Source organism: Pseudacidovorax intermedius (assembly GCF_001476815.1).
Classification (GTDB): domain Bacteria; phylum Pseudomonadota; class Gammaproteobacteria; order Burkholderiales; family Burkholderiaceae_C; genus Xenophilus; species Xenophilus intermedius_A.
In genome coordinates this window covers 51810-72567 of sequence record NZ_LDSL01000018.1, presented here as the reverse complement: position 1 = coordinate 72567, position 20758 = coordinate 51810, and the positions used below count along the sequence as shown (strand labels likewise).

At 69.0% G+C, this 20758-nt stretch carries 20 protein-coding genes; all 20 read left to right on the top strand.

Annotated elements, in window-relative coordinates:
* Nucleotides 1-105: 105 nt before the first annotated feature.
* The 20 genes from NS331_RS02555 to NS331_RS02460 all read left to right on the top strand — a co-directional run bounded on the left by NS331_RS02555 (nt 106) and on the right by NS331_RS02460 (nt 20751).
* Nucleotides 106-4842 (top strand): glutamate synthase-related protein, encoded by a 4737-nt coding sequence (locus NS331_RS02555; RefSeq protein WP_058640445.1) that lies wholly within the window; start codon nt 106-108, stop codon nt 4840-4842.
* 35 nt (nt 4843-4877) lie between these two features.
* Nucleotides 4878-6356 carry a glutamate synthase subunit beta gene (locus tag NS331_RS02550; RefSeq protein WP_058640444.1) on the top strand — a complete coding sequence of 493 codons (1479 nt, stop codon included), beginning with the start codon at nt 4878-4880 and terminating at the stop codon, nt 6354-6356.
* 359 nt (nt 6357-6715) lie between these two features.
* Nucleotides 6716-7540, top strand: a complete 825-nt coding sequence (locus NS331_RS02545; protein ID WP_058640443.1) for an ABC transporter ATP-binding protein — start codon at nt 6716-6718, stop codon at nt 7538-7540.
* The gene (gene mlaE / locus NS331_RS02540) at nt 7537-8319 is read left to right on the top strand and encodes a lipid asymmetry maintenance ABC transporter permease subunit MlaE (RefSeq protein WP_058640442.1); all 783 of its coding nucleotides are present in this window, start codon (nt 7537-7539) and stop codon (nt 8317-8319) included. The genes NS331_RS02545 and mlaE overlap by 4 nt, the downstream gene beginning before the upstream one ends.
* Nucleotides 8320-8328: 9 nt before the next feature.
* Nucleotides 8329-8838 (top strand): outer membrane lipid asymmetry maintenance protein MlaD, encoded by a 510-nt coding sequence (gene mlaD / locus NS331_RS02535; RefSeq protein WP_058640441.1) that lies wholly within the window; start codon nt 8329-8331, stop codon nt 8836-8838.
* Nucleotides 8835-9635, top strand: a complete 801-nt coding sequence (locus tag NS331_RS02530; protein WP_082702214.1) for an MlaA family lipoprotein — start codon at nt 8835-8837, stop codon at nt 9633-9635. The genes mlaD and NS331_RS02530 overlap by 4 nt, the downstream gene beginning before the upstream one ends.
* A gap of 125 nt (nt 9636-9760) precedes the next feature.
* Nucleotides 9761-10411, top strand: coding sequence for an MlaC/ttg2D family ABC transporter substrate-binding protein (locus tag NS331_RS02525; protein ID WP_058640440.1), 651 nt, complete (start codon nt 9761-9763; stop codon nt 10409-10411).
* A 10-nt stretch (nt 10412-10421) separates the two neighbouring features.
* Nucleotides 10422-10712 (top strand): STAS domain-containing protein, encoded by a 291-nt coding sequence (locus NS331_RS02520; protein ID WP_058640439.1) that lies wholly within the window; start codon nt 10422-10424, stop codon nt 10710-10712.
* 74 nt (nt 10713-10786) lie between these two features.
* Nucleotides 10787-11734, top strand: a complete 948-nt coding sequence (locus NS331_RS02515; RefSeq protein ID WP_058640438.1) for an ABC transporter ATP-binding protein — start codon at nt 10787-10789, stop codon at nt 11732-11734.
* 5 nt (nt 11735-11739) lie between these two features.
* Nucleotides 11740-12510 (top strand): ABC transporter permease, encoded by a 771-nt coding sequence (locus NS331_RS02510; RefSeq protein WP_242873627.1) that lies wholly within the window; start codon nt 11740-11742, stop codon nt 12508-12510.
* A 65-nt stretch (nt 12511-12575) separates the two neighbouring features.
* Nucleotides 12576-12818, top strand: coding sequence for a BolA family protein (locus tag NS331_RS02505; RefSeq protein ID WP_058640437.1), 243 nt, complete (start codon nt 12576-12578; stop codon nt 12816-12818).
* Nucleotides 12819-12860: 42 nt separating this feature from the next.
* On the top strand, nt 12861-14141 hold the full coding sequence (murA, locus tag NS331_RS02500) for a UDP-N-acetylglucosamine 1-carboxyvinyltransferase (RefSeq protein WP_058640436.1): 1281 nt from the start codon (nt 12861-12863) through the stop codon (nt 14139-14141).
* On the top strand, nt 14138-14779 hold the full coding sequence (gene hisG, locus NS331_RS02495; RefSeq protein WP_058640435.1) for an ATP phosphoribosyltransferase: 642 nt from the start codon (nt 14138-14140) through the stop codon (nt 14777-14779). Before murA ends, hisG begins: the two co-directional genes overlap by 4 nt.
* 25 nt (nt 14780-14804) lie before the next feature.
* Entirely contained in the window at nt 14805-16130 is a 1326-nt protein-coding gene (hisD, locus tag NS331_RS02490; protein ID WP_058640434.1) for a histidinol dehydrogenase, read from the top strand.
* The gene (locus tag NS331_RS02485) at nt 16127-16483 is read left to right on the top strand and encodes a hypothetical protein (protein WP_242873625.1); all 357 of its coding nucleotides are present in this window, start codon (nt 16127-16129) and stop codon (nt 16481-16483) included. The genes hisD and NS331_RS02485 overlap by 4 nt, the downstream gene beginning before the upstream one ends.
* A gap of 20 nt (nt 16484-16503) precedes the next feature.
* Nucleotides 16504-17616: a histidinol-phosphate transaminase gene (hisC, locus tag NS331_RS02480; protein WP_058640432.1), complete on the top strand. Its 1113-nt coding sequence runs from the start codon at nt 16504-16506 to the stop codon at nt 17614-17616.
* Nucleotides 17613-18260 carry an imidazoleglycerol-phosphate dehydratase HisB gene (hisB, locus tag NS331_RS02475; protein ID WP_058640431.1) on the top strand — a complete coding sequence of 216 codons (648 nt, stop codon included), beginning with the start codon at nt 17613-17615 and terminating at the stop codon, nt 18258-18260. The genes hisC and hisB overlap by 4 nt, the downstream gene beginning before the upstream one ends.
* Nucleotides 18261-18312: 52 nt before the next feature.
* Nucleotides 18313-18960: an imidazole glycerol phosphate synthase subunit HisH gene (hisH, locus tag NS331_RS02470; protein WP_082702213.1), complete on the top strand. Its 648-nt coding sequence runs from the start codon at nt 18313-18315 to the stop codon at nt 18958-18960.
* Nucleotides 18961-19092: 132 nt separating this feature from the next.
* A complete protein-coding gene (hisA, locus tag NS331_RS02465) occupies nt 19093-19839 on the top strand; it encodes a 1-(5-phosphoribosyl)-5-[(5-phosphoribosylamino)methylideneamino]imidazole-4-carboxamide isomerase (RefSeq protein WP_058640429.1) in 747 nt (248 codons plus the stop codon).
* A gap of 54 nt (nt 19840-19893) precedes the next feature.
* Nucleotides 19894-20751: a D-hexose-6-phosphate mutarotase gene (locus NS331_RS02460; protein WP_058640428.1), complete on the top strand. Its 858-nt coding sequence runs from the start codon at nt 19894-19896 to the stop codon at nt 20749-20751.
* Nucleotides 20752-20758 lie beyond the last annotated feature (7 nt).

Sequence of the window (20758 nt, the reverse complement as noted above, 5' to 3'; positions counted from 1 at the left end):
CTGCTGACATCGAATGAGAGTCTGACCCCAATTAAAACGTTTGGCATTCTTCCTGCAAGTCCCTATGCTCCCCGCATTCCCCACGATATCTCCGAGGAGCGTGCCATGACCCTGGCAGCAGAAATCGAACACCTCCAGCAAAAAGGCCTGTATGTCACCGCCAACGAGCACGACGCCTGCGGCGTCGGCTTCGTGGCCCACATCAAGGGCGAGAAGCGCCACGACATCGTCACCCAGGCGCTGAAGATCCTCGAGAACATCGACCACCGCGGCGCCGTGGGCGCCGACAAGCTGATGGGCGACGGCGCGGGCATCCTGCTGCAGATCCCCGACGCGCTCTACCGCGAAGAGATGGCCAAGCAGGGCGTCACCCTGCCGCCGGCCGGCGAGTACGGCGTCGGCATGATCTTCCTGCCCAAGGAACACGCCTCCCGCCTGGCCTGCGAGCAGGAGATGGAACGCGCCATCAAGGCCGAGGGCCAGGTGCTGCTGGGCTGGCGCGACGTGCCGGTCAACCGCGAGATGCCCATGTCGCCCACCGTGCGCGACAAGGAACCGGTCATGCGCCAGGTCTTCATCGGCCGCGGCGCGGACGTGATCGTGCAGGACGCGCTGGAGCGCAAGCTCTACGTCATCCGCAAGACGGCCAGCGCCAACATCCAGGCGCTCAAGCTCAAGCACAGCAAGGAATACTACGTTCCGAGCATGAGCAGCCGCACCGTGGTCTACAAGGGCCTGCTGCTGGCCGACCAGGTGGGCACCTACTACCTGGACCTGCAGGACGCTCGCTGCATCTCGGCCATCGGCCTGGTGCACCAGCGCTTCTCCACCAACACCTTCCCCGAGTGGCCGCTGGCCCACCCCTACCGTTACGTCGCCCACAACGGCGAGATCAACACGGTCAAGGGCAACTACAACTGGATGCGCGCCCGTGAAGGCGTGATGAGCTCGCCCGTGCTGGGCGCCGACCTGGCCAAGCTCTACCCGATCAGCTTCGCCGGCCAGTCCGACACCGCCACCTTCGACAACTGCCTCGAACTGCTGACGATGGCCGGCTACCCGATCAGCCAGGCCGTGATGATGATGATCCCGGAGCCCTGGGAGCAGCACGCCACCATGGATCCGCGCCGCCGCGCCTTCTACGAGTACCACGCCGCCATGTTGGAGCCCTGGGACGGACCAGCCGCCGTGGTGTTCACCGACGGCAAGCAGATCGGCGCCACGCTGGACCGCAACGGCCTGCGCCCCGCGCGCTACTGCGTGACCGACGACGACATGGTCATCATGGGCTCCGAGGCCGGCGTGCTGCCCATCCCCGAGGCCAAGATCATCCGCAAGTGGCGCCTGCAGCCCGGCAAGATGTTCCTCATCGACCTGGACCAGGGCCGCATGATCGACGACGAGGAGGTCAAGGCCACCCTCGCCCACAGCAAGCCCTACAAGCAGTGGATCGAGAACCTGCGCATCAAGCTCGACGACGTCGAGGGCGCGGGCGAGGCCCCGGCCAGCCCGGTGTCGCTGCTGGACCGCCAGCAGGCCTTCGGCTACACGCAGGAAGACATCAAGTTCCTGATGAGCCCGATGGCCGTGGCCGGCGAGGAAGGCATCGGCTCCATGGGCAACGACAGCCCGCTGGCCGTGCTCTCGAGCAAGAACAAGCCGCTGTACAACTACTTCAAGCAGCTGTTCGCCCAGGTGACCAACCCGCCGATCGACCCGATCCGCGAGGCCATCGTCATGTCGCTGGTCAGCTTCGTGGGCCCCAAGCCCAACCTGCTGGACATCAACCAGGTCAACCCGCCCATGCGCCTCGAAGTGAGCCAGCCCGTGCTCGACTTCAACGACATGGCCAAGCTGCGCGACATCGGCACCTTCACGCAGGGCAAGTTCAAGAGCTACACGCTGGACATCACCTACCCGCTCGCCTGGGGCGAGGAGGGCGTGGAAGCCAAGCTGGCCTCGCTGTGCGCCGAGGCGGTGGACGCCATCAAGGGCGGCCACAACATCCTGATCGTGAGCGACCGCGCCATGAGCGCCGAGCAGCTGCCGATTCCGGCGGTGCTGGCCCTGTCGGCCATCCACCAGCACCTGATCCGCGAAGGCGTGCGCACCAGCGCCGGCCTGGTGGTGGAAACCGGCTCGGCCCGCGAAGTGCACCACTTCGCCGTGCTGGCCGGCTACGGCGCCGAGGCCGTGCATCCCTACCTGGCCATGGAGACGCTGGCCGCGATGCACCAGGACCTGCCGGTCGACATGTCGGCCGAGAAGGCCATCTACAACTATGTCAAGGCGATCGGCAAGGGCCTGTCCAAGATCATGTCCAAGATGGGCGTGAGCACGTACATGAGCTACTGCGGCGCCCAGCTCTTCGAGGCCATCGGCCTGAACACCGAGACGGTGAACAAGTACTTCACCGGCACCGCCAGCCGCGTGGAGGGCATCGGCGTGTTCGAGATCGCGCAGGAAGCCATCCGCATGCACAAGGCCGCCTTCGGCGACGACCCGGTGCTGGAGTCGATGCTGGACGCCGGCGGCGAGTACGCCTGGCGCACCCGCGGCGAGGACCACATGTGGACGCCCGACGCCATCGCCAAGCTGCAGCATTCCACCCGCGCGAACAACTTCAACACCTACAAGGAATACGCGCAGATCATCAACGACCAGAGCCGTCGCCACCTCACGCTGCGCGGCCTGTTCGAGTTCAAGTTCGACGCCGCCAAGGCGATTCCCGTCGACGAGGTCGAGTCCGCGGCCGACATCGTCAAGCGCTTTGCCACCGGCGCCATGTCGCTCGGCTCGATCAGCACCGAGGCCCACTCGACGCTGGCCATCGCCATGAACCGCATCGGCGGCAAGAGCAACACGGGCGAGGGCGGCGAGGACCCGGCGCGCTACCGCAACGAGCTCAAGGGCATCGCCATCAAGCAGGGCGCCACGCTCAAGAGCGAGATCGGCGCGCAGAACGTCGAGGTCGACCTGCCGCTGAAGGAAGGCGATTCGCTGCGCTCGCGCATCAAGCAGGTGGCCTCGGGCCGCTTCGGCGTCACGGCCGAGTACCTGGCCTCGTCCGACCAGATCCAGATCAAGATGGCCCAGGGCGCCAAGCCCGGCGAGGGCGGCCAGCTGCCCGGCGGCAAGGTCACCGAGTACATCGGCAAGCAGCGCTATTCGGTGCCCGGCGTGGGCCTGATCAGCCCGCCGCCGCACCACGACATCTACTCCATCGAGGACCTGGCCCAGCTGATCCACGACCTGAAGAACGTGGCGCCGCATGCCTCCATCAGCGTCAAGCTGGTGTCCGAAGTGGGCGTGGGCACCATCGCGGCCGGCGTGGCCAAGTGCAAGAGCGACCACGTCGTGATCGCCGGCCATGACGGCGGCACGGGCGCCTCGCCCTGGTCGTCCATCAAGCATGCGGGCAGTCCCTGGGAGATCGGCCTGGCCGAGACCCAGCAGACGCTGGTGCTCAACCGCCTGCGCGGCCGCATCCGCGTGCAGGCCGACGGCCAGATGAAGACCGGCCGCGACGTCGTCATCGGCGCGCTGCTGGGCGCCGACGAGTTCGGCTTCGCCACCGCGCCGCTGGTGGTCGAGGGCTGCATCATGATGCGCAAGTGCCACCTCAACACCTGCCCGGTGGGCGTCGCCACGCAGGACCCGGTGCTGCGCCGGAAGTTCGCCGGCAAGCCCGAGCACGTCGTCAACTACTTCTTCTTCGTCGCCGAGGAAGTGCGCCAGATCATGGCCCAGCTGGGCGTGCGCAAGTTCGACGAGCTGATCGGCCGCGCCGAGCTGCTCGACATGCGCAAGGGCATTGCCCACTGGAAGGCCCGCGGCCTGGACTTCAGCCGCCTGTTCGCCCAGCCGCAGGTGCCGGCCGAGGTGCCGCGCCTGCACGTCGACAGCCAGGAGCACGGCCTCGAGAAGAGCCTGGACAACAAGCTGATCGAGAAGTCGCGCCCGGCCATCGACCGCGGCGAGAAGGTGCAGTTCATCGAGACGGTGCGCAACGTCAACCGCTCGGTCGGCGCCATGCTCTCCGGCGCGCTGACCAAGGTGCATCCGGAAGGCCTGCCCGACGATTCCATCCGCATCCAGCTGGAAGGCACGGGCGGCCAGTCCTTCGGTGCCTTCCTGGCCCGCGGCATCACGCTGTACCTGATCGGCGAGGCCAACGACTACACCGGCAAGGGCCTGTCGGGCGGCCGCGTGGTGGTGCGTCCCAGCCTGGACTTCCGCGGCGAGGCGGCGCGCAACATCATCGTCGGCAACACCGCGCTGTACGGCGCCACCACCGGCGAGGCCTTCCTGGCCGGCGTGGCGGGCGAGCGCTTCGCGGTGCGTCTGTCCGGCGCCACTGCGGTGGTGGAAGGCACGGGCGACCACGGCTGCGAATACATGACCGGCGGCACGGTGGTCGTGCTGGGCAAGACGGGTCGCAACTTCGCGGCCGGCATGAGCGGCGGCGTGGCCTTCGTCTACGACGAGGACGGCCAGTTCGCCTCGCGCTGCAACCTGGCCATGGTCACGCTGGACAAGGTGCTGACCACCGGCGAGCAGACCGCCGGCATCGACCGCAAGTTCTGGCACAACGCCCAGACCGACGAGGCCCAGCTGCGCAAGCTGCTCGAGGAGCACCACCGCTGGACCGGCAGCAAGCGCGCCCGCGACCTGCTGGACGACTGGGCCCTGTCGCGCACGAAGTTCGTGAAGGTCTTCCCGAACGAATACAAGCGCGCCCTGGGCGAGATCCACGACCGCAAGATGATGCTGGCCAGCACGGGCAACGATGCCAAGGCCGGCCTGGAGCCGCATGCCGTCTCCGCCGCCGCCGCCGGCTGAGCCGCCGCGCCACGAACCAGAACGAGGAACACACGATGGGAAAAGTCACCGGCTTCATGGAATTCGAGCGGCTCGAGGAGGGCTACCGCCCGGTCGATGAGCGGCTGAAGCACTACAAGGAATTCGTCGTCGCGCTGGACGACGAGCAGGCCAAAGTGCAGGGCGCACGCTGCATGGACTGCGGCACGCCCTTCTGCAACAACGGCTGCCCGGTCAACAACATCATTCCGGACTTCAACGACCTGGTGTACCGCCAGGACTGGAAGAACGCCTTCGCGGTGCTGGACTCGACCAACAACTTCCCCGAGTTCACCGGCCGCATCTGCCCCGCGCCCTGCGAGGCGGCCTGCGTGCTGAACGTGAACGACGACGCGGTGGGCATCAAGTCGCTGGAGCACGCGATCATCGACCGCGCCTGGGCCGAGGGCTGGGTCAAGCCCCGCCCCGCCAAGCACAAGACAGGCAAGAAGGTGGCCGTCGTCGGCGCCGGGCCTGCCGGCATGGCCGCGGCCCAGCAGCTGGCCCGCGCCGGCCACGACGTCACGCTGTTCGAAAAGAACGACCGCGTCGGCGGCCTGCTGCGCTACGGCATTCCCGACTTCAAGATGGAGAAGTCGCACATCGACCGCCGCGTCGAGCAGATGAAGGCCGAAGGCGTGGTCTTCCGCACCGGCGTGGTCGTCGGTGCCGCCAAGGACGCGCTGGGCAAGGGCTCCAAGGTCACCAATCTGGCCAAGGAAACCGTCACGCCCGAGCAGCTGCAGGCCGAGTTCGACGCCGTGCTGCTGACCGGCGGCGCCGAGCAGTCGCGCGACCTGCCCGCGCCCGGCCGCGACCTGGACGGTATCCATTTCGCGATGGAATTCCTGCCGCAGCAGAACCGCGTGAACGCCGGCGACAAGGTCAAGGGCCAGCTGCGCGCCGACGGCAAGCACGTCATCGTGATCGGCGGCGGCGACACCGGCTCCGACTGCGTGGGCACCAGCAACCGCCACGGCGCGGCCAGCGTGACCCAGTTCGAGCTGATGCCCATGCCGCCCGAAGAGGAGAACAAGCCGCTGGTCTGGCCCTACTGGCCGTACAAGCTGCGCACCTCGTCCAGCCACGAAGAGGGCTGCGAGCGCGAGTTCGCCATCTCGACCAAGGAATTCATGGGCGAGAAGGGCAAGGTCACCGGCCTCAAGACCGTGCACGTGGAGTTCAAGGACGGCAAGTTCGTCGAGGTGCCGGGCACCGAGAAGACCTACAAGGCCGACCTGGTGCTGCTGGCCATGGGCTTCGTGAGCCCGGTCTCGCCGGTGCTCGAGGCTTTCGGCATCGAGAAGGACGCGCGCGGCAATGCCAAGGCCACGGTCGACTTCAACGGCGGCTACGCCACCAACGTGCCCAAGGTGTTCGCCGCCGGCGACATGCGCCGCGGCCAGTCGCTGGTGGTGTGGGCCATCCGCGAGGGCCGGCAGGCCGCGCGGGCGGTGGACGAGTTCCTGATGGGCTTCAGCGACCTGCCGCGATGAGATGAAACCACCCCGTTTGGACTTCCTCACTGCGTGTGGAAGTCCAATCCCCCTCAAGGGGCGCACCCTGCGGCCGGGTCAAGCCCGTTCCGCGGGTGCACTCGCATGGCCTGCTCCGCGGCCTTTTGAGCAGGAGGGTGGCGCCGGTTTCATGGCCTGCGGGTGGCGAATCAGCGCGATGGACCACTGACGTGCCAGGAGGCGGCCGCCTTCCGGCAGCAGGCCTGGGCGCCGACAACGCCGCGTACGTGCTTTCCCTTATCATCTGTCGCCCAAGCCGGGATGCCAGTCAGGTACCCGGCTTGATCTTTTTCTGAGAATCCGGTCTTCCCGCCGTCCTTTCCGCCACGCCTTCCACCTTGTCCACCGCCGACACCGCCCCTTTCGTCGAATTTCGTGACGTGCGCTTTGGCTACGGCGAGCGCGCGATCCTGGACGGCGTCTCCTTCGCCATACCCCGGGGGCGGGTCACGGCGCTGATGGGCGCCTCGGGCGGCGGCAAGACCACGGTGCTGCGCCTGATCGGCGGGCAGGTGCGGGCCAGCGCGGGCGAGGTGCGCTTCGACGGCCAGGACGTCGGCCGCATGGATTCCGCCGCCCTGTACGCCGCGCGGCGCCGCATGGGCATGCTGTTCCAGTTCGGCGCGCTCTTCACCGACATGACGGTGTTCGACAACGTGGCCTTTCCGCTGCGCGAGCACACGCAACTGCCCGAGCCGCTGGTGCGCGACGTCGTGCTGATGAAGCTGGACGCCGTCGGCCTGCGCGGGGCGCGCCAGCTGATGCCCAGCGAAGTCTCCGGCGGCATGGCGCGGCGCGTGGCGCTGGCCCGGGCCATCGCACTGGACCCGGAGCTGGTGATGTACGACGAGCCCTTCGCCGGCCTCGACCCGATTTCCCTGGGCACCTCGGCCCGCCTGATCCGCCAGCTCAACGACGCGCTGGGGCTCACCAGCGTGATCGTCTCCCACGACCTGGACGAGACCTTCCGCATCGCCGACCACGTGGTCATCCTGGCCAACGGCAAGGTGGCCGCGCAGGGCACGCCGGACGAGGTGCGGGCCAGCACCGACCCGCTGGTGCACCAGTTCGTCAATGCCGAAGCGGAGGGGCCCGTGCGCTTCCACTATCCCGGGCCCACCGTGGACGAGGATTTCGGCCACATGCAAGGAGGCCGCGGATGAGGTGGTGGCACCCGGCCGACATCGGCTACGCGGTCCGCGGCAAGCTGGCCGACCTGGGCCTGGCGGCCCGGCTTTTCGGCCGCCTGGTGGCGTCGCTGGGCGTGTGCCTGCGCCGCTTCGGCCTAGTGCGCGACCAGATCCATTTCCTGGGCAACTATTCGCTGGCCATCATCGCCGTTTCGGGGCTGTTCGTCGGCTTCGTGCTGGGGTTGCAGGGCTACTACACGCTGCAGCGCTATGGCGCCTCCGACGCGCTGGGCCTGCTGGTCACGCTGTCGCTGGTGCGCGAGCTGGGGCCGGTGGTGGCCGCCCTGCTGTTCGCCGGCCGCGCCGGCACCTCGCTCACGGCCGAGGTGGGGCTGATGAAGGCCGGCGAGCAGCTCAGCGCCATGGAGATGATGGCCGTCGACCCCGTGCGCCGGGTGCTGGCGCCGCGTTTCTGGGCCGGCGTGATCGCGCTGCCGCTGCTGTCGGCCGTGTTCAGCGCGGTGGGCGTGCTGGGCGGCTGGGTGGTCGGCGTGCTGATGCTCGGCGTGGATTCCGGCGCCTTCTGGGGCCAGATGCAAAGCGGCGTCGACGTGCTGCGCGATGTCGGCAACGGCGTGATCAAGAGCGTGGTCTTCGGCTTCACCGTGAGCTTCGTCGCGCTGCTCCAGGGCTTCGAGGCCCTGCCGACGCCCGAGGGCGTCTCCCGCGCCACCACGCGCACGGTGGTGGTGGCTTCGCTGGCGGTCCTGGGGCTGGACTTCCTGCTCACCGCCATGATGTTCAGCCTCTGAGGTAAACCAATGCAACGTTCCCGCAGCGATCTCTGGGTCGGCCTGTTCGTGCTCATCGGCGCGGCAGCGCTGCTCTTCCTGGCCCTGCAGTCGGCCAACCTGCTCAGCCTGAATTTCCAGAAGACCTACAAGGTCACGGCCCGCTTCGACAACATCGGCGGCCTCAAGCCGCAGACGGCCGTCAAGAGCGCGGGCGTGGTGGTGGGCCGCGTGGACGCCATCACCTTCGACGACAAGACCTTCCAGGCGCGCGTCACGCTGGCGCTGCAGGACCGCTACGTGTTCCCGAAGGACAGCTCGCTGAAGATCCTCACCAGCGGCCTGCTGGGCGAGCAGTACATCGGCATCGAGGCCGGCGCCGACGACAAGAACCTGCAGGCGGGCGACACCATCACGTCCACCCAGTCGGCCGTGGTGCTGGAGAACCTGATCAGCCAGTTCCTCTACAACAAGGCCGCCGACGGCAGTTCGTCCGGCGGCGGCGATGGCAGCAAGCCGGCCGAAGGCAACAAAAAATGAAAAAGACCCTCCCCACGACGGCCCGGCACCATCTGCGTGCCTGGACCCTGGCCGCCGCCCTGGCTTCCAGCGGCGGGGCCCTGGCCCAGGCACCGACCGACACCGCGCCCGCATCGCCCACCGGCGCCGTGCCCGACGCCGCCAGCGTGCAGACCGCGCCGGCGCGCAATCCGGTCGATCCCTTCGAGCCCTTCAACCGCGGCGTCTTCCGCTTCAACAAGGCGGTGGACGACGCGGTGCTCAAGCCGGTGGCCACCACCTACCGGGACGTGGTGCCCTCGCTCATGCGCAGCGGCGTCACCAACTTCTTCAGCAACCTGGGCGACGTCTGGAACTTCGCCAACAACGTCTTCATGCTGAAGGGCCAGAACGCGGCCGAGACCTTCATGCGGCTGAACGTGAACACCTTCTTCGGCCTGGGCGGGCTGCTGGACGTGGCGACCGACCTGGGCATCGAGCGCCACGGCGCCGACTTCGGCCAGACCCTCGGCTACTGGGGCGTGCCTGCCGGCCCGTACCTCATGCTGCCGCTGCTGGGGCCCTCGACCGTGCGCGACACTGCGGCATTGCCGCTCGACTGGCAGGGCGACCCGGTGTCGTCGGTCAACGACCGCACGGCCGAGGTGGGACTGTCGGCACTGCGAATCGTGGACAAGCGTGCCCGCTATTTGCGCACCACCAGTCTGCTGGAAGATGCCGCGCTCGACCCGTACAGCTTCGTGCGCGACGCCTACCTGCAGCGCCGGCGCGCCGAGGTCAACGAGGGCCGCGCCAGCGCCGGTGCCGACGACGAGTAAGCCGCCGCGCTGCTTGCAGTTGGTTGCACCGCCGCCGCGCACGGCCGGAACCGGTCCGAGTGGCACGCCGTCCAAAAAACCATTGCGTCTTCGCGCGCCAACCCAAGTTTGAAGGGATTCCGAGTATGAATTTCGCCTTGCAACGACGCACCCTCGGCCGCTGGGCCGCCATGGGCGCCCTGATCCTGGGCATGGGGGCTTCGGCCCTGCCCGCACTGGCCGCCGACGAGGCGCCGGACGCGCTGGTCAAGCGGCTGTCCACCGAGGTGCTCGAAACCATCAAGGCCGACAGCTCGATCAAGGCCGGCGACCTGAACAAGATCATGGCCCTGGTGGACGCCAAGATCATGCCCAACGTCAACTTCCAGCGCATGACGGCCTCGGCCGTCGGCCCGGCCTGGCGCCAGGCGACGCCGGAGCAGCGCACCCAGCTGCAGCAGCAGTTCAAGACGCTGCTGGTGCGCACCTACGCGGGCGCGCTGGACCAGGTGAGCGACCAGACCGTCACGATCAAGCCCTTCCGCGGTTCGCCCGACGACAAGGAAGTGCTGGTGCGCACAGAGGTGCGCGGCTCCGGCGACCCGGTGCAGATCGATTACCGCCTGGAAAAGACGCCGGGCGAGGGCTATGGCTGGAAGGTGATCAACCTGAACGTGATGGGCGTGTGGCTGGTCGACACCTACCGCACCCAGTTCGCGCAGGAAGTCAACAGCAAGGGCATCGACGGGCTGATCGCTGCGCTGGCGGCGCGCAACAAGTCCAACGCCCGCAACTGAGGACGCTGGCATGGCGCTGGAAGCCCTGACCCTGATGCTGCCACCGCGGCTCACGCATGACGAGGCGCCTGCCTGCATGCGCATGCTCCAGCAGGGGCTGAGCGCGCAGGTCGGCTCCTCGGCCGTGGTCGATGCCAGCGCGCTGAGCCAGTTCGACTCGTCCGCGCTGGCCGTGTTGCTGGAATGCCGGCGCGAGGCCGCGGCCCTGGGCCGGGGTTTCGCCGTCAAGGGACTTCCTTCGCGGCTGCGCGAACTCGCCATGCTGTACGGCGTGGCGGGCCTGCTGCCTTCGGCGCCCTGACGGGGCGCCCTGACGGGGCGCCATGGCCCGCCGGCGGCGCGGGCCAGGGGGACGACCTAGAATCCGCACCCCCTATGGCCGCCATCTCCTTCCAGTCCGTCTCCAAGACCTATCCCCCGTCCCGCACGCAGCGGGCCCATGGCAACCCGGGTCTGCGGGCACTGGAAGACGTGAGTTTCGACATCGAGGAGGGCGAGTTCTTCGGCCTGCTCGGCCCCAACGGCGCGGGCAAGACCACCCTCATCAGCATCCTGGCGGGCCTGTCGCGGCCCACCGCGGGGCAGGTCAGCGTCCATGGTTTCGACGTGCAGACCCACTTCGCCGATGCCCGCCGCCAGCTCGGCATCGTGCCGCAGGAGCTGGTGTTCGACCCCTTCTTCAATGTCCGCGAGACACTGCGCCTGCAGTCCGGCTACTTCGGCATCGCCCGCAACGACGACTGGATCGACGAGTTGCTCACCAGCCTGGGCCTGGCCGACAAGGCCGACGCCAACATGCGCCAGCTCTCGGGCGGCATGAAGCGCCGCGTGCTGGTGGCGCAGGCGCTGGTGCACAAGCCGCCGGTGATCGTGCTCGACGAGCCCACCGCCGGCGTGGACGTGGAGCTGCGCCAGACCCTCTGGCAGTTCGTCGCCCGCCTCAACCGCGAAGGCAGCACCGTGCTGCTGACCACCCACTACCTGGAAGAGGCCGAGGCGCTGTGCAACCGCATCGCCATGCTCAAGAAGGGCAGGGTGGTGGCGCTGGACCGCACCAGCGAACTGCTCAAGGCCGCGGCCAGCAATGTGCTGCGCTTCAAGACCGATGCCGAGCTGCCCTGGGAGCTGGCCCGAAACGCCCGCATCACCGGCCGCATCGTCCAGCTGCCGGCGCAGAACGCGCTGGAGGTGGAGCATCTGCTGTCCAGCCTGCGCCAGGCCGGGGTGCCGGTGGAAGACGTGGAAATGCGCAAGGCTGACCTGGAGGACGTGTTCATCGACCTGATGGCCGGCGAGCAGACGCCGCTGGAGGTGGCGCGATGAGAGAGATGCTGCTGTCGCGTGCCATGGGCTGGCGGGCCCTGCTGGCCAAGGAGGTGCTGCGCTTCTGGAAGGTGGCCGGCCAGACCGTCGGCGCGCCGGTGCTGACCTCGGTGCTCTACCTCATGGTGTTCGGCCACGTGCTGGAGGACCACGTGCAGGTCTACGGCCGCTTCAGCTACACCGCCTTCCTGATCCCGGGCCTGGTGATGATGAGCGTGCTGCAGAACGCCTTCGCCAACAGCTCCTCGTCCATCATCCAGAGCAAGATCATGGGCAACCTGGTCTTCGTGCTGCTCACGCCGCTGTCGCACTGGGGCTGGTTCTTCGCCTATGTGGGCTCGTCGGTGGTGCGCGGCCTGGTGGTCGGCACCGGCGTGCTGCTGGTGACGATGTTCTTTGCCGTGCCCCCCTTCGCGCACCCGCTGTGGATCGTGCTCTTCGCGCTGCTGGGCGCTGGCCTGCTCGGCACGCTGGGCCTGATCGCCGGCCTGTGGGCCGAGAAGTTCGACCAGATGGCCGTGTTCCAGAACTTCCTGATCATGCCCATGACCTTCCTGTCGGGCGTGTTCTATTCCATCAGTTCGCTGCCGCCCTTCTGGCAGGCGGTGAGCCACCTCAATCCCTTCTTCTACATGATCGACGGCTTCCGCTACGGCTTCTTCGGCATGTCGGACGTGTCGCCCTGGCTGAGCCTGGGCGTCGTGGCCGGCGCGCTGGCCGTGACGAGTGCCGTGGCGGTGCACCTGCTGCGCACCGGCTACAAGATCCGAGGCTGAAGAAGGCCACCGACCGCCGCGGACGGCTGCCCGCCGCCGCACCTACGAGCGCCCCGCGAACCACCATGACCGCCCAAGAACTCCAGGCCCTGATCGAGGCCGGCCTGCCCTGCCAGCACATCGCGCTGGAGGGCGACGGCCGCCACTGGTTCGCCACCATCGTCTCGGCCGAATTCGAGGGCAAGCGCCCCATCCAGCGCCACCAGCGGGTCTACGCCACCCTCGGTGAGAAAATGCACACCGACGAGGTGCATGCGCTGTCGATGAAGACCTACACGCCTGCCGAGTGGGTCCGGCAGAACGCCTGACCCGATGACCGAACGGCGAGGCCGCCGTTCCAAGGAATCCTGATGGACAAACTCCTCATTCGCGGCGGGCGCCAGCTCGGCGGCGAAGTCACTATTTCCGGCGCCAAGAATGCGGCGCTGCCCCAGTTGTGCGCCGCGCTGCTCACCACCGACCCGGTGGTCGTGCACAACGTGCCGCGCCTGCAGGACGTCTCCACCATGCTCAAGCTGGTGCGCCACATGGGCGTGACCGCCGAGCGCGACGACAACGGCACGGTCAGCCTGAACGCGGCCGACCTGACGCAGCCCGAGGCGCCCTACGAGCTGGTCAAGACCATGCGGGCCTCGGTGCTGGCGTTGGGCCCGCTGGTGGCGCGCTTCGGCCATGCCAAGGTGTCGCTGCCGGGCGGCTGCGGCATCGGCTCGCGGCCGGTGGACCAGCACATCAAGGGCCTGCGCGCCATGGGTGCCGAGATCGAGGTCGAGCACGGCTACATGATGGCCCGGCTGCAGCCCGGCCTGACGCGGTTGCGCGGTGCGCGCATCACCACCGACATGGTCACGGTGACGGGCACCGAGAACCTGCTGATGGCCGCCGCGCTGGCCGAGGGCGAGACGGTGCTCGAGAACGCCGCCCAGGAGCCGGAGATCCCCGACCTGGCCGAGATGCTCATCAAGATGGGCGCGAAGATCGAAGGCCACGGCACCAGCCGCATCCGCATCCAGGGCGTGGAACGCCTGCACGGCTGCGAGCACGCGACGGTGGCCGACCGCATCGAGGCCGGCACCTTCCTGTGCGCCGTGGCGGCCACCGGCGGTGACGTGCTGCTGCGCGGTGCCCGCGCCGACCATCTGGACGCGGTGGTCGAGAAGCTGCGCGATGCCGGCGCGCAGATCAGCGAAGAGGCAGGCGGGCTGCGCGTGCGTTCGCAGGGCCGCCTCAAGGGCCAGAGCTTCCGCACCACCGAGTACCCGGGCTTCCCGACCGACATGCAGGCGCAGTTCATGGCGCTGAACGTGGTTTCGGAAGGCGCGTCGACGGTGACCGAAACCATCTTCGAGAACCGCATGATGCACGTCAACGAGTTGCTGCGGCTCGGCGCGCGCATCCAGACCGACGGCCGCACGGCCGTCATCGAAGGCGTGCCGCGCCTGTCGGGCGCCACGGTCATGGCCACCGACCTGCGCGCCTCGGCCTGCCTGGTCATCGCCGGCCTGGTGGCCGAGGGCGAGACGCTGGTGGACCGCATCTACCACCTGGACCGCGGCTACGACCGCATCGAACGCAAGCTCGGCGCACTGGGCGCCGACATCGAACGCATTTCTTCCGGAGCCGCCGCGTGATCACGCTCGCCTTGTCCAAGGGACGCATCTTCGAGGAGACCCTGCCGCTGCTGGCCGCCGCCGGCATCGAGGTGACCGAAGACCCCGAGAAGTCGCGCAAGCTGATCCTGCCCACCAGCCGGCCCGACGTGCGCGTGGTGCTGGTGCGCGCCTCCGACGTGCCCACCTACGTGCAGTACGGCGGCGCCGACCTGGGCGTGACCGGCCTGGACGTGCTGCTGGAGCATGGCAGCGAGGGCCTGTACCAGCCGCTGGACCTGCGCATCGCCCAGTGCCGCCTGAGCGTGGCCGTGCGTGCCGATTACGACTACGCCCATGCCGTGCGCCAGGGCGCGCGTCTGGCCGTGGCCACCAAGTACTTGGGTCTGGCGCGCGAGTTCTTCGCCCGCAAGGGCGTGCACGTGGACCTGATCAAGCTCTACGGCAGCATGGAACTGGCGCCGCTCACCGGCCTGGCCGATGCCATCGTCGACCTGGTCTCCACCGGCAACACGCTGCGCGCCAACCACCTGGTGGAGGTCGAGCGCATCATGGACATCAGCGCCCGCCTGGTCGTCAACCAGGCCGCGCTCAAGCTCAAGCGCGAGCCCATCCGCCGCATCGTCGACGCCTTCGCGTCGGCTCTTCCGCAGAACTGAATCCCATCCACCGCCCGCCGCTGCCATGACCCTGCAAGCCACCCCTCTGCGTCTCGCCACCTCCGCGCCCGATTTCGAGGCCGCGTTCAAGGCGCGTCTGCATTGGGCGGCGGACACCGACGCCGCCATCGAGCAGCGCGTGGCGGACATCCTGGCCGACGTGCAGCAGCGCGGCGACGCGGCGGTGCTGGACTACACCCGCCGCTTCGATGGCCTCGAAGCGGATTCGCTGTCGGCGCTCGCGCTGGACCCGGCCGAGCTGAAGGCCGCCTTCGAGGCGCTGCCGGATGCCCAGCGCCACGCCCTCGAGGCCGCCGCCCGCCGCGTGCGCAGCTACCACGAGGCCCAGAAGAAGGCCAGCGGCGAGAGCTGGAGCTACCGCGACGAGGACGGCACCCTGCTCGGCCAGAAGGTCACGCCGTTGGACCGCGTGGGCATCTACGTGCCCGGCGGCAAGGCGGCCTATCCGTCGAGCGTGCTGATGAACGCCATTCCGGCGCACGTGGCCGGCGTCGGCGAAATCGTGATGGTGGTGCCCACGCCGCGCGGCGAGAAGAACACGCTGGTGCTGGCCGCCGCCCATGTGGCCGGCGTCACGCGCGCCTTCACCATCGGCGGGGCGCAGGCCGTGGCCGCGCTGGCCTATGGCACGGCGACGATGCCGGCCGTGGACAAGATCACCGGCCCGGGCAACGCCTATGTGGCCGCCGCCAAGCGCCGCGTGTTCGGCACGGTGGGCATCGACATGATCGCCGGCCCCAGCGAGATCCTGGTGCTGGCCGACGGCAGCACGCCGCCCGACTGGGTGGCCATGGACCTGTTCAGCCAGGCCGAGCACGACGAGCTGGCCCAGAGCATCCTGCTGTGCCCCGACGCCGCCTACATCGACGCCGTGCAGCGCGAGATCGACCGCTTGCTGCCCGGCATGCCGCGGCGCGACATCATCGCCGCCAGCCTCAACGGCCGCGGCGCGCTGATCCACACCCGGGACATGGACGAGGCCTGCGCCATCAGCAACCGCATCGCGCCGGAGCACCTGGAGGTTTCCAGCCGCGAGCCGCAGCGCTGGGAGCCGCTGCTCAAGCACGCCGGCGCCATCTTCCTGGGGGCCTTCACCAGCGAAAGCCTGGGCGACTACTGCGCGGGCCCCAACCACGTGCTGCCCACCTCGGGCACGGCGCGCTTTTCCTCGCCGCTGGGCGTGTACGACTTCCAGAAGCGCAGCAGCCTGATCGAGGTGAGCGAGGCCGGCGCCCGCAGCCTGGGCCCCATCGCCGCCGAACTGGCCTATGGCGAGGGTCTGCAGGCCCATGCCCGCGCGGCAGAACTGCGACTGGAAGGCCGACCGTGACTTCGCCGAGGCGGCCCCTGATGGCGCTGGCCCTGCTGGCCTTGGCCACGGCAGCCCCCGCCATGAGCCTGCGCGAGTTCCGCACGCTGGAAGCCGCCGGCAAGGAAGGCCCCAACTACGCGAGCTATTACCTCGTCGGCGTGCTTGAGGGCCTACGCGAGGCCGCCGACACCGTTCAGCGTGCCGGCCAGAAGCCGCCCTTCTGCGTGGCCGGCCGCCGGCTGGAGCCCTCGATGGCGCGTTCGCTGTTCCAGGGCGAGCTGGCGCGCAACGCCCAGCTCTACGAAGCCGACATGCCCGTGCAACTGGTGCTGTCGGCGGCGCTGCAGAGCGCCTACCGCTGCAGTCCCTGAGCGCCCCGGCGCCCGCATCCATGACCACTGCCCCCACTTCCGACCTCACCCGCCGCGCCCTCGACCGCATCCGCCCCGACGTGCGCGACATGCATGCCTACGTCGTGCAGTCCGCCGAGGGCCTGCTCAAGCTCGACGCGATGGAGAACCCCTACGGCCTGCCGCCCGCGCTGCAGGCCGCGCTGGGCGCCCGCCTGGGCGCCCTGGCCGTCAACCGCTATCCCGGCGACGAGGCGCAGCGGCTCAAGGCCGCCATCGCCGCCCATGTGGACCTGCCTTCGGGCCAGTCGCTGGTGCTGGGCAACGGCTCCGACGAACTGATCTCGCTGCTGGGCATCGCCTGCGACCAGCCCGGCGCCACCATCCTGGCGCCGCTGCCCGGCTTCGTGATGTATGCGCTCAGTGCGCAGCTGCAGGGCCTGGATTTCGTGGGCGTGCCGCTGGACGCCGACTTCCAGCTGGACGAGGTGGCCATGCTGGCCGCCATTGCCCAGCACAAGCCGGCGCTGCTCTACCTGGCCTATCCCAACAACCCGACCGCCAACCTGTTCGACGCCGCCGCCATGCGCCGGCTGATCGCGGCCCAGGGCGCGCAGGGCGGCCTGGTGGTGATCGACGAGGCCTACCAGCCCTTCGCCGCCCACAGCTGGCTGGACGAAATCCGCCGCGACCCGGCGGCCCATGGCCATGTCGTGCTGATGCGCACCCTCAGCAAGTTCGGGTTGGCCGGCGTGCGCCTGGGCTACCTGCTGGCGCCCGAGGCGCTGGCCGCCGAGATCGACAAGGTGCGGCCGCCCTACAACATCAGCGTGCTCAATGCCGAATGCGCGCTCTTCGCGCTCGAGCATGCCGAGGTGTTCGAGGCCCAGGCCCAGACCATCCGCCTGGAGCGCTCCCGCCTGGTCGAGGCGCTGCAGGCACTGCCAGGGGTGAAGGTGTGGCCCAGCGAGGCCAACATGGTGCTGCTGCGCGTGCCCGACGCCGACGCCGCCTTCGCGGGCATGAAGGCGCGCGGCGTCCTCATCAAGAACGTTTCTAAAATGCACCCTCTGCTGGCCAACTGCCTGCGCCTGACGGTCGGCACGCCCGACGACAACGCGCGCATGCTGGCCGCCCTCCAGGCCTCCCTATGAACACCCCCACGGCTCCCGACGCCATCGTTGCCGCCGCCGGCAATGCCCAGCCCCCGGCCCGCGTGGCCGACGTCGCGCGCAACACCGCCGAGACGAAGATCCGCGTGCGCATCGACCTCGACGGCAGCGGCCGGGCCCAGCTGGCCACCGGCATCGGCTTCTTCGACCACATGCTCGACCAGATCGCCCGCCACGGCCTGATCGACCTGGACGTGCACTGCGAGGGCGACCTGCACATCGATGGCCATCACACCGTGGAAGACGTCGGCATCACCCTGGGCCAGGCCGTCGCCCGCGCCGTGGGCGACAAGAAGGGCATCCGCCGCTACGGCCATGCCTACGTGCCGCTGGACGAGGCGCTGTCGCGCGTGGTGGTCGACTTCTCGGGCCGTCCCGGGCTGCACATGGACGTGCGCTTCACCAGCGGCAGCATCGGCGGCTTCGACACCCAGCTGGCCTTCGAGTTCTTCCAGGGTTTCGTCAACCATGCCGGCGTGACGCTGCACATCGACAACCTCAAGGGCGTCAACGCGCACCATCAGTGCGAGACGATCTTCAAGGCCTTCGCCCGCGCCGTGCGCGCCGCGCTCGAGCTGGATCCGCGCTCAGCCGGCGTGATTCCCTCCACCAAGGGCTCCCTGTAAACCTCCTGGCGCACCGTCGCCCGACCGGTCCTTTCCGACCCGAATGACTCCGATGAAGAACAGCGTCGCCGTGGTGGACTACGGCATGGGCAACCTCTGGTCCGTGTCCCAGGCCGTGCGCCATGCGGCCGATGCCGCGGGCGTGGAGGTGCACGTGACGGCCGACCCCGAGGTCGTGCGCGCCGCCACCCGCGTGGTGCTGCCCGGCCAGGGCGCCATGCCCGACTGCATGCGCGAGCTGCGCGAGTCGGGCCTGCTGGCCTCGGTGCTCGAGGCGGCGGCCAGCAAGCCGCTGTTCGGCGTGTGCGTGGGCATGCAGATGCTGCTGGGCCGCAGCGAAGAAGGGCCCAGCGACGGCCTGAACCTGATTGCCGGCGAGGTGCGGCGCTTCCAGCTGGCAGGTCGCCTGCAGCCCGACGGCAGCCATTTCAAGGTGCCGCAGATGGGCTGGAACCAGGTGCAGCAGGCCCGGCCACATGCCATGTGGCAAGGCATTCCCGACAACGAATGGTTCTATTTCGTCCACAGCTTCTATGCCCGGCCGCAGGACGCGGCGCACAGCGTGGGCGAGGCCGACTACGGCGGCCGCTTTACCGCCGCAGTGGCGCGCGATAACATTTTTGCGACCCAATTCCACCCGGAGAAGAGCGCCGACCACGGTCTGCAGCTCTACCGGAACTTCCTCCACTGGACTCCCTGAATCGGCCATGCCGACCGCCGCCGTTGCGGTGGGCGCCCGCGTGTCCCGCGAGGCAGCGCCCGGCGGCCGCGTCGAAACCGGTTCCTTTCGCATTCCTCCTCGTTCGTTCCCGGCACGTTTCAGCGCCTCATCATGCTCCTCATTCCCGCCATCGATCTCAAGGACGGCCATTGCGTTCGGCTCAAGCAGGGCGACATGGACCAATCGACCGTCTTCAGCGAAGACCCCGCGGCCATGGCGCGCAAGTGGGTCCAGGCCGGCGCCCGCCGCCTGCACCTGGTGGACCTGAACGGCGCCTTCGCCGGCAAGCCGCAGAACCATGCGGCCATCAAGGCGATCCTGCGCGAGGTGGGTGACGACATCCCGGTGCAGCTGGGCGGCGGCATCCGCGACCTGGACACCATCGAGCGCTACATCGACGACGGCCTGCGCTACGTGATCATCGGCACCGCCGCCGTGAAGAACCCCGGCTTCCTGAAGGACGCCTGCGTGGCCTTCGGCGGCCACATCATCGTGGGCCTGGACGCCAAGGACGGCAAGGTGGCCACCGACGGCTGGAGCAAGCTCACCGGCCACGAGGTGGTGGACCTGGGCAGGAAGTTCGAGGACTACGGCGTCGAGTCGATCATCTACACCGACATCGGCCGCGACGGCATGCTCTCGGGCATCAACATCGACGCCACCGTGAAGCTCGCGCAGGCGCTGACCATCCCGGTGATCGCTTCCGGCGGCCTGTCCAACATCGCCGACATCGAGCAGCTGTGCGCGGTCGAAGGCGAGGGCGTGGAAGGCGTGATCTGCGGCCGCGCCATCTATTCGGGCGATCTGGACTTCGGCCAGGCCCAGGCCCGTGCGGACGAACTGGCCAATGCGGCCTGAGCGCCCGATGCGCGCCGGTCCGCGCCCGCCTTTCGCCTGCAAGAGGCCCGTGCAGTGAGCCACCGCGAGACCATCGTCCGCGGCCAGCCGGCCGTCGAACTCTCGGCCCGCACCGGCGACCGCCTCGTGGTCGCGCTGCATGGCGGCCATCTGCTGTCGTGGCAGGACGCCGACGGCACCGAGCGGCTGTACCTCAGTCCGACGGCGCTGTTCGACGGCCGTTCGGCGATCCGCGGCGGCGTGCCCATCTGCTTTCCCCAGTTCAACCAGCGCGGGCCGCTGCCCAAGCACGGCTTCGCCCGCAACCTGCCGTGGACCTTCGCCGGGGAGACGGCGCCCGACGCCTGGACGCTCCGGCTCACGGACAGCGACGCGACCCGCGCCTTCTGGCCCGAGCGCTTCGGCCTCGACCTGACGCTGAGCGTGCCGCGGGCGGGCGTGCTGCGCATCGCGCTGCAGGTCGCCAACACCGGGGTTGCGCCCTGGTCCTTCACCGCGGCACTGCATACCTACCTGCGCGTCGACGAACTGGCCGATGCGCGTCTGCTGGGCCTGCAGGGCGCGCCGTGCTGGGACGCCGTGCGCGACGCGCGCGCCACCGAGACGCGCGATGCTGTCGGCTTCGGCGAGGAATTCGACAGCGTCTACGGCGCGCCCGCACAGCCGCTGGTGCTGCGGCAGCCGCGCGGCGACCTGCACATCGCGTCGTCGCCCGACTGCCCGCAGACGGTGGTCTGGAACCCCGGCCCCGCGCTGTGCGCTCGCCTGGCCGACATGCCGGCCGACGGCTGGCGCCACATGCTGTGCGTCGAGGCCGCGGCCATCGACGCGCCGATCGAGCTTGCCCCCGGCGCCGCGACGTTGCTGTGGCAGCAGCTCGACGCCCGGCCTTCCTCTTCTCCGACCGCCTGATCCCGCC

Bases quoted from the DNA above. Each gene is read 5' to 3' on its own strand.
- hisA (WP_058640429.1), top strand. From the start codon at position 19,093: ATGCTCCTCATTCCCGCCATCGATCTCAAGGACGGCCATTGCGTTCGG.
- hisB (WP_058640431.1), top strand. From the start codon at position 17,613: ATGAACACCCCCACGGCTCCCGACGCCATCGTTGCCGCCGCCGGCAAT.
- mlaE (WP_058640442.1), top strand. From the start codon at position 7,537: ATGAGGTGGTGGCACCCGGCCGACATCGGCTACGCGGTCCGCGGCAAG.
- NS331_RS02550 (WP_058640444.1), top strand. From the start codon at position 4,878: ATGGGAAAAGTCACCGGCTTCATGGAATTCGAGCGGCTCGAGGAGGGC.
- hisH (WP_082702213.1), top strand. From the start codon at position 18,313: ATGAAGAACAGCGTCGCCGTGGTGGACTACGGCATGGGCAACCTCTGG.
- NS331_RS02520 (WP_058640439.1), top strand. From the start codon at position 10,422: ATGGCGCTGGAAGCCCTGACCCTGATGCTGCCACCGCGGCTCACGCAT.
- NS331_RS02515 (WP_058640438.1), top strand. From the start codon at position 10,787: ATGGCCGCCATCTCCTTCCAGTCCGTCTCCAAGACCTATCCCCCGTCC.
- hisC (WP_058640432.1), top strand. From the start codon at position 16,504: ATGACCACTGCCCCCACTTCCGACCTCACCCGCCGCGCCCTCGACCGC.
- mlaD (WP_058640441.1), top strand. From the start codon at position 8,329: ATGCAACGTTCCCGCAGCGATCTCTGGGTCGGCCTGTTCGTGCTCATC.
- NS331_RS02555 (WP_058640445.1), top strand. From the start codon at position 106: ATGACCCTGGCAGCAGAAATCGAACACCTCCAGCAAAAAGGCCTGTAT.
- NS331_RS02530 (WP_082702214.1), top strand. From the start codon at position 8,835: ATGAAAAAGACCCTCCCCACGACGGCCCGGCACCATCTGCGTGCCTGG.
- hisD (WP_058640434.1), top strand. From the start codon at position 14,805: ATGACCCTGCAAGCCACCCCTCTGCGTCTCGCCACCTCCGCGCCCGAT.
- NS331_RS02510 (WP_242873627.1), top strand. From the start codon at position 11,740: ATGCTGCTGTCGCGTGCCATGGGCTGGCGGGCCCTGCTGGCCAAGGAG.
- NS331_RS02505 (WP_058640437.1), top strand. From the start codon at position 12,576: ATGACCGCCCAAGAACTCCAGGCCCTGATCGAGGCCGGCCTGCCCTGC.
- murA (WP_058640436.1), top strand. From the start codon at position 12,861: ATGGACAAACTCCTCATTCGCGGCGGGCGCCAGCTCGGCGGCGAAGTC.
- NS331_RS02525 (WP_058640440.1), top strand. From the start codon at position 9,761: ATGAATTTCGCCTTGCAACGACGCACCCTCGGCCGCTGGGCCGCCATG.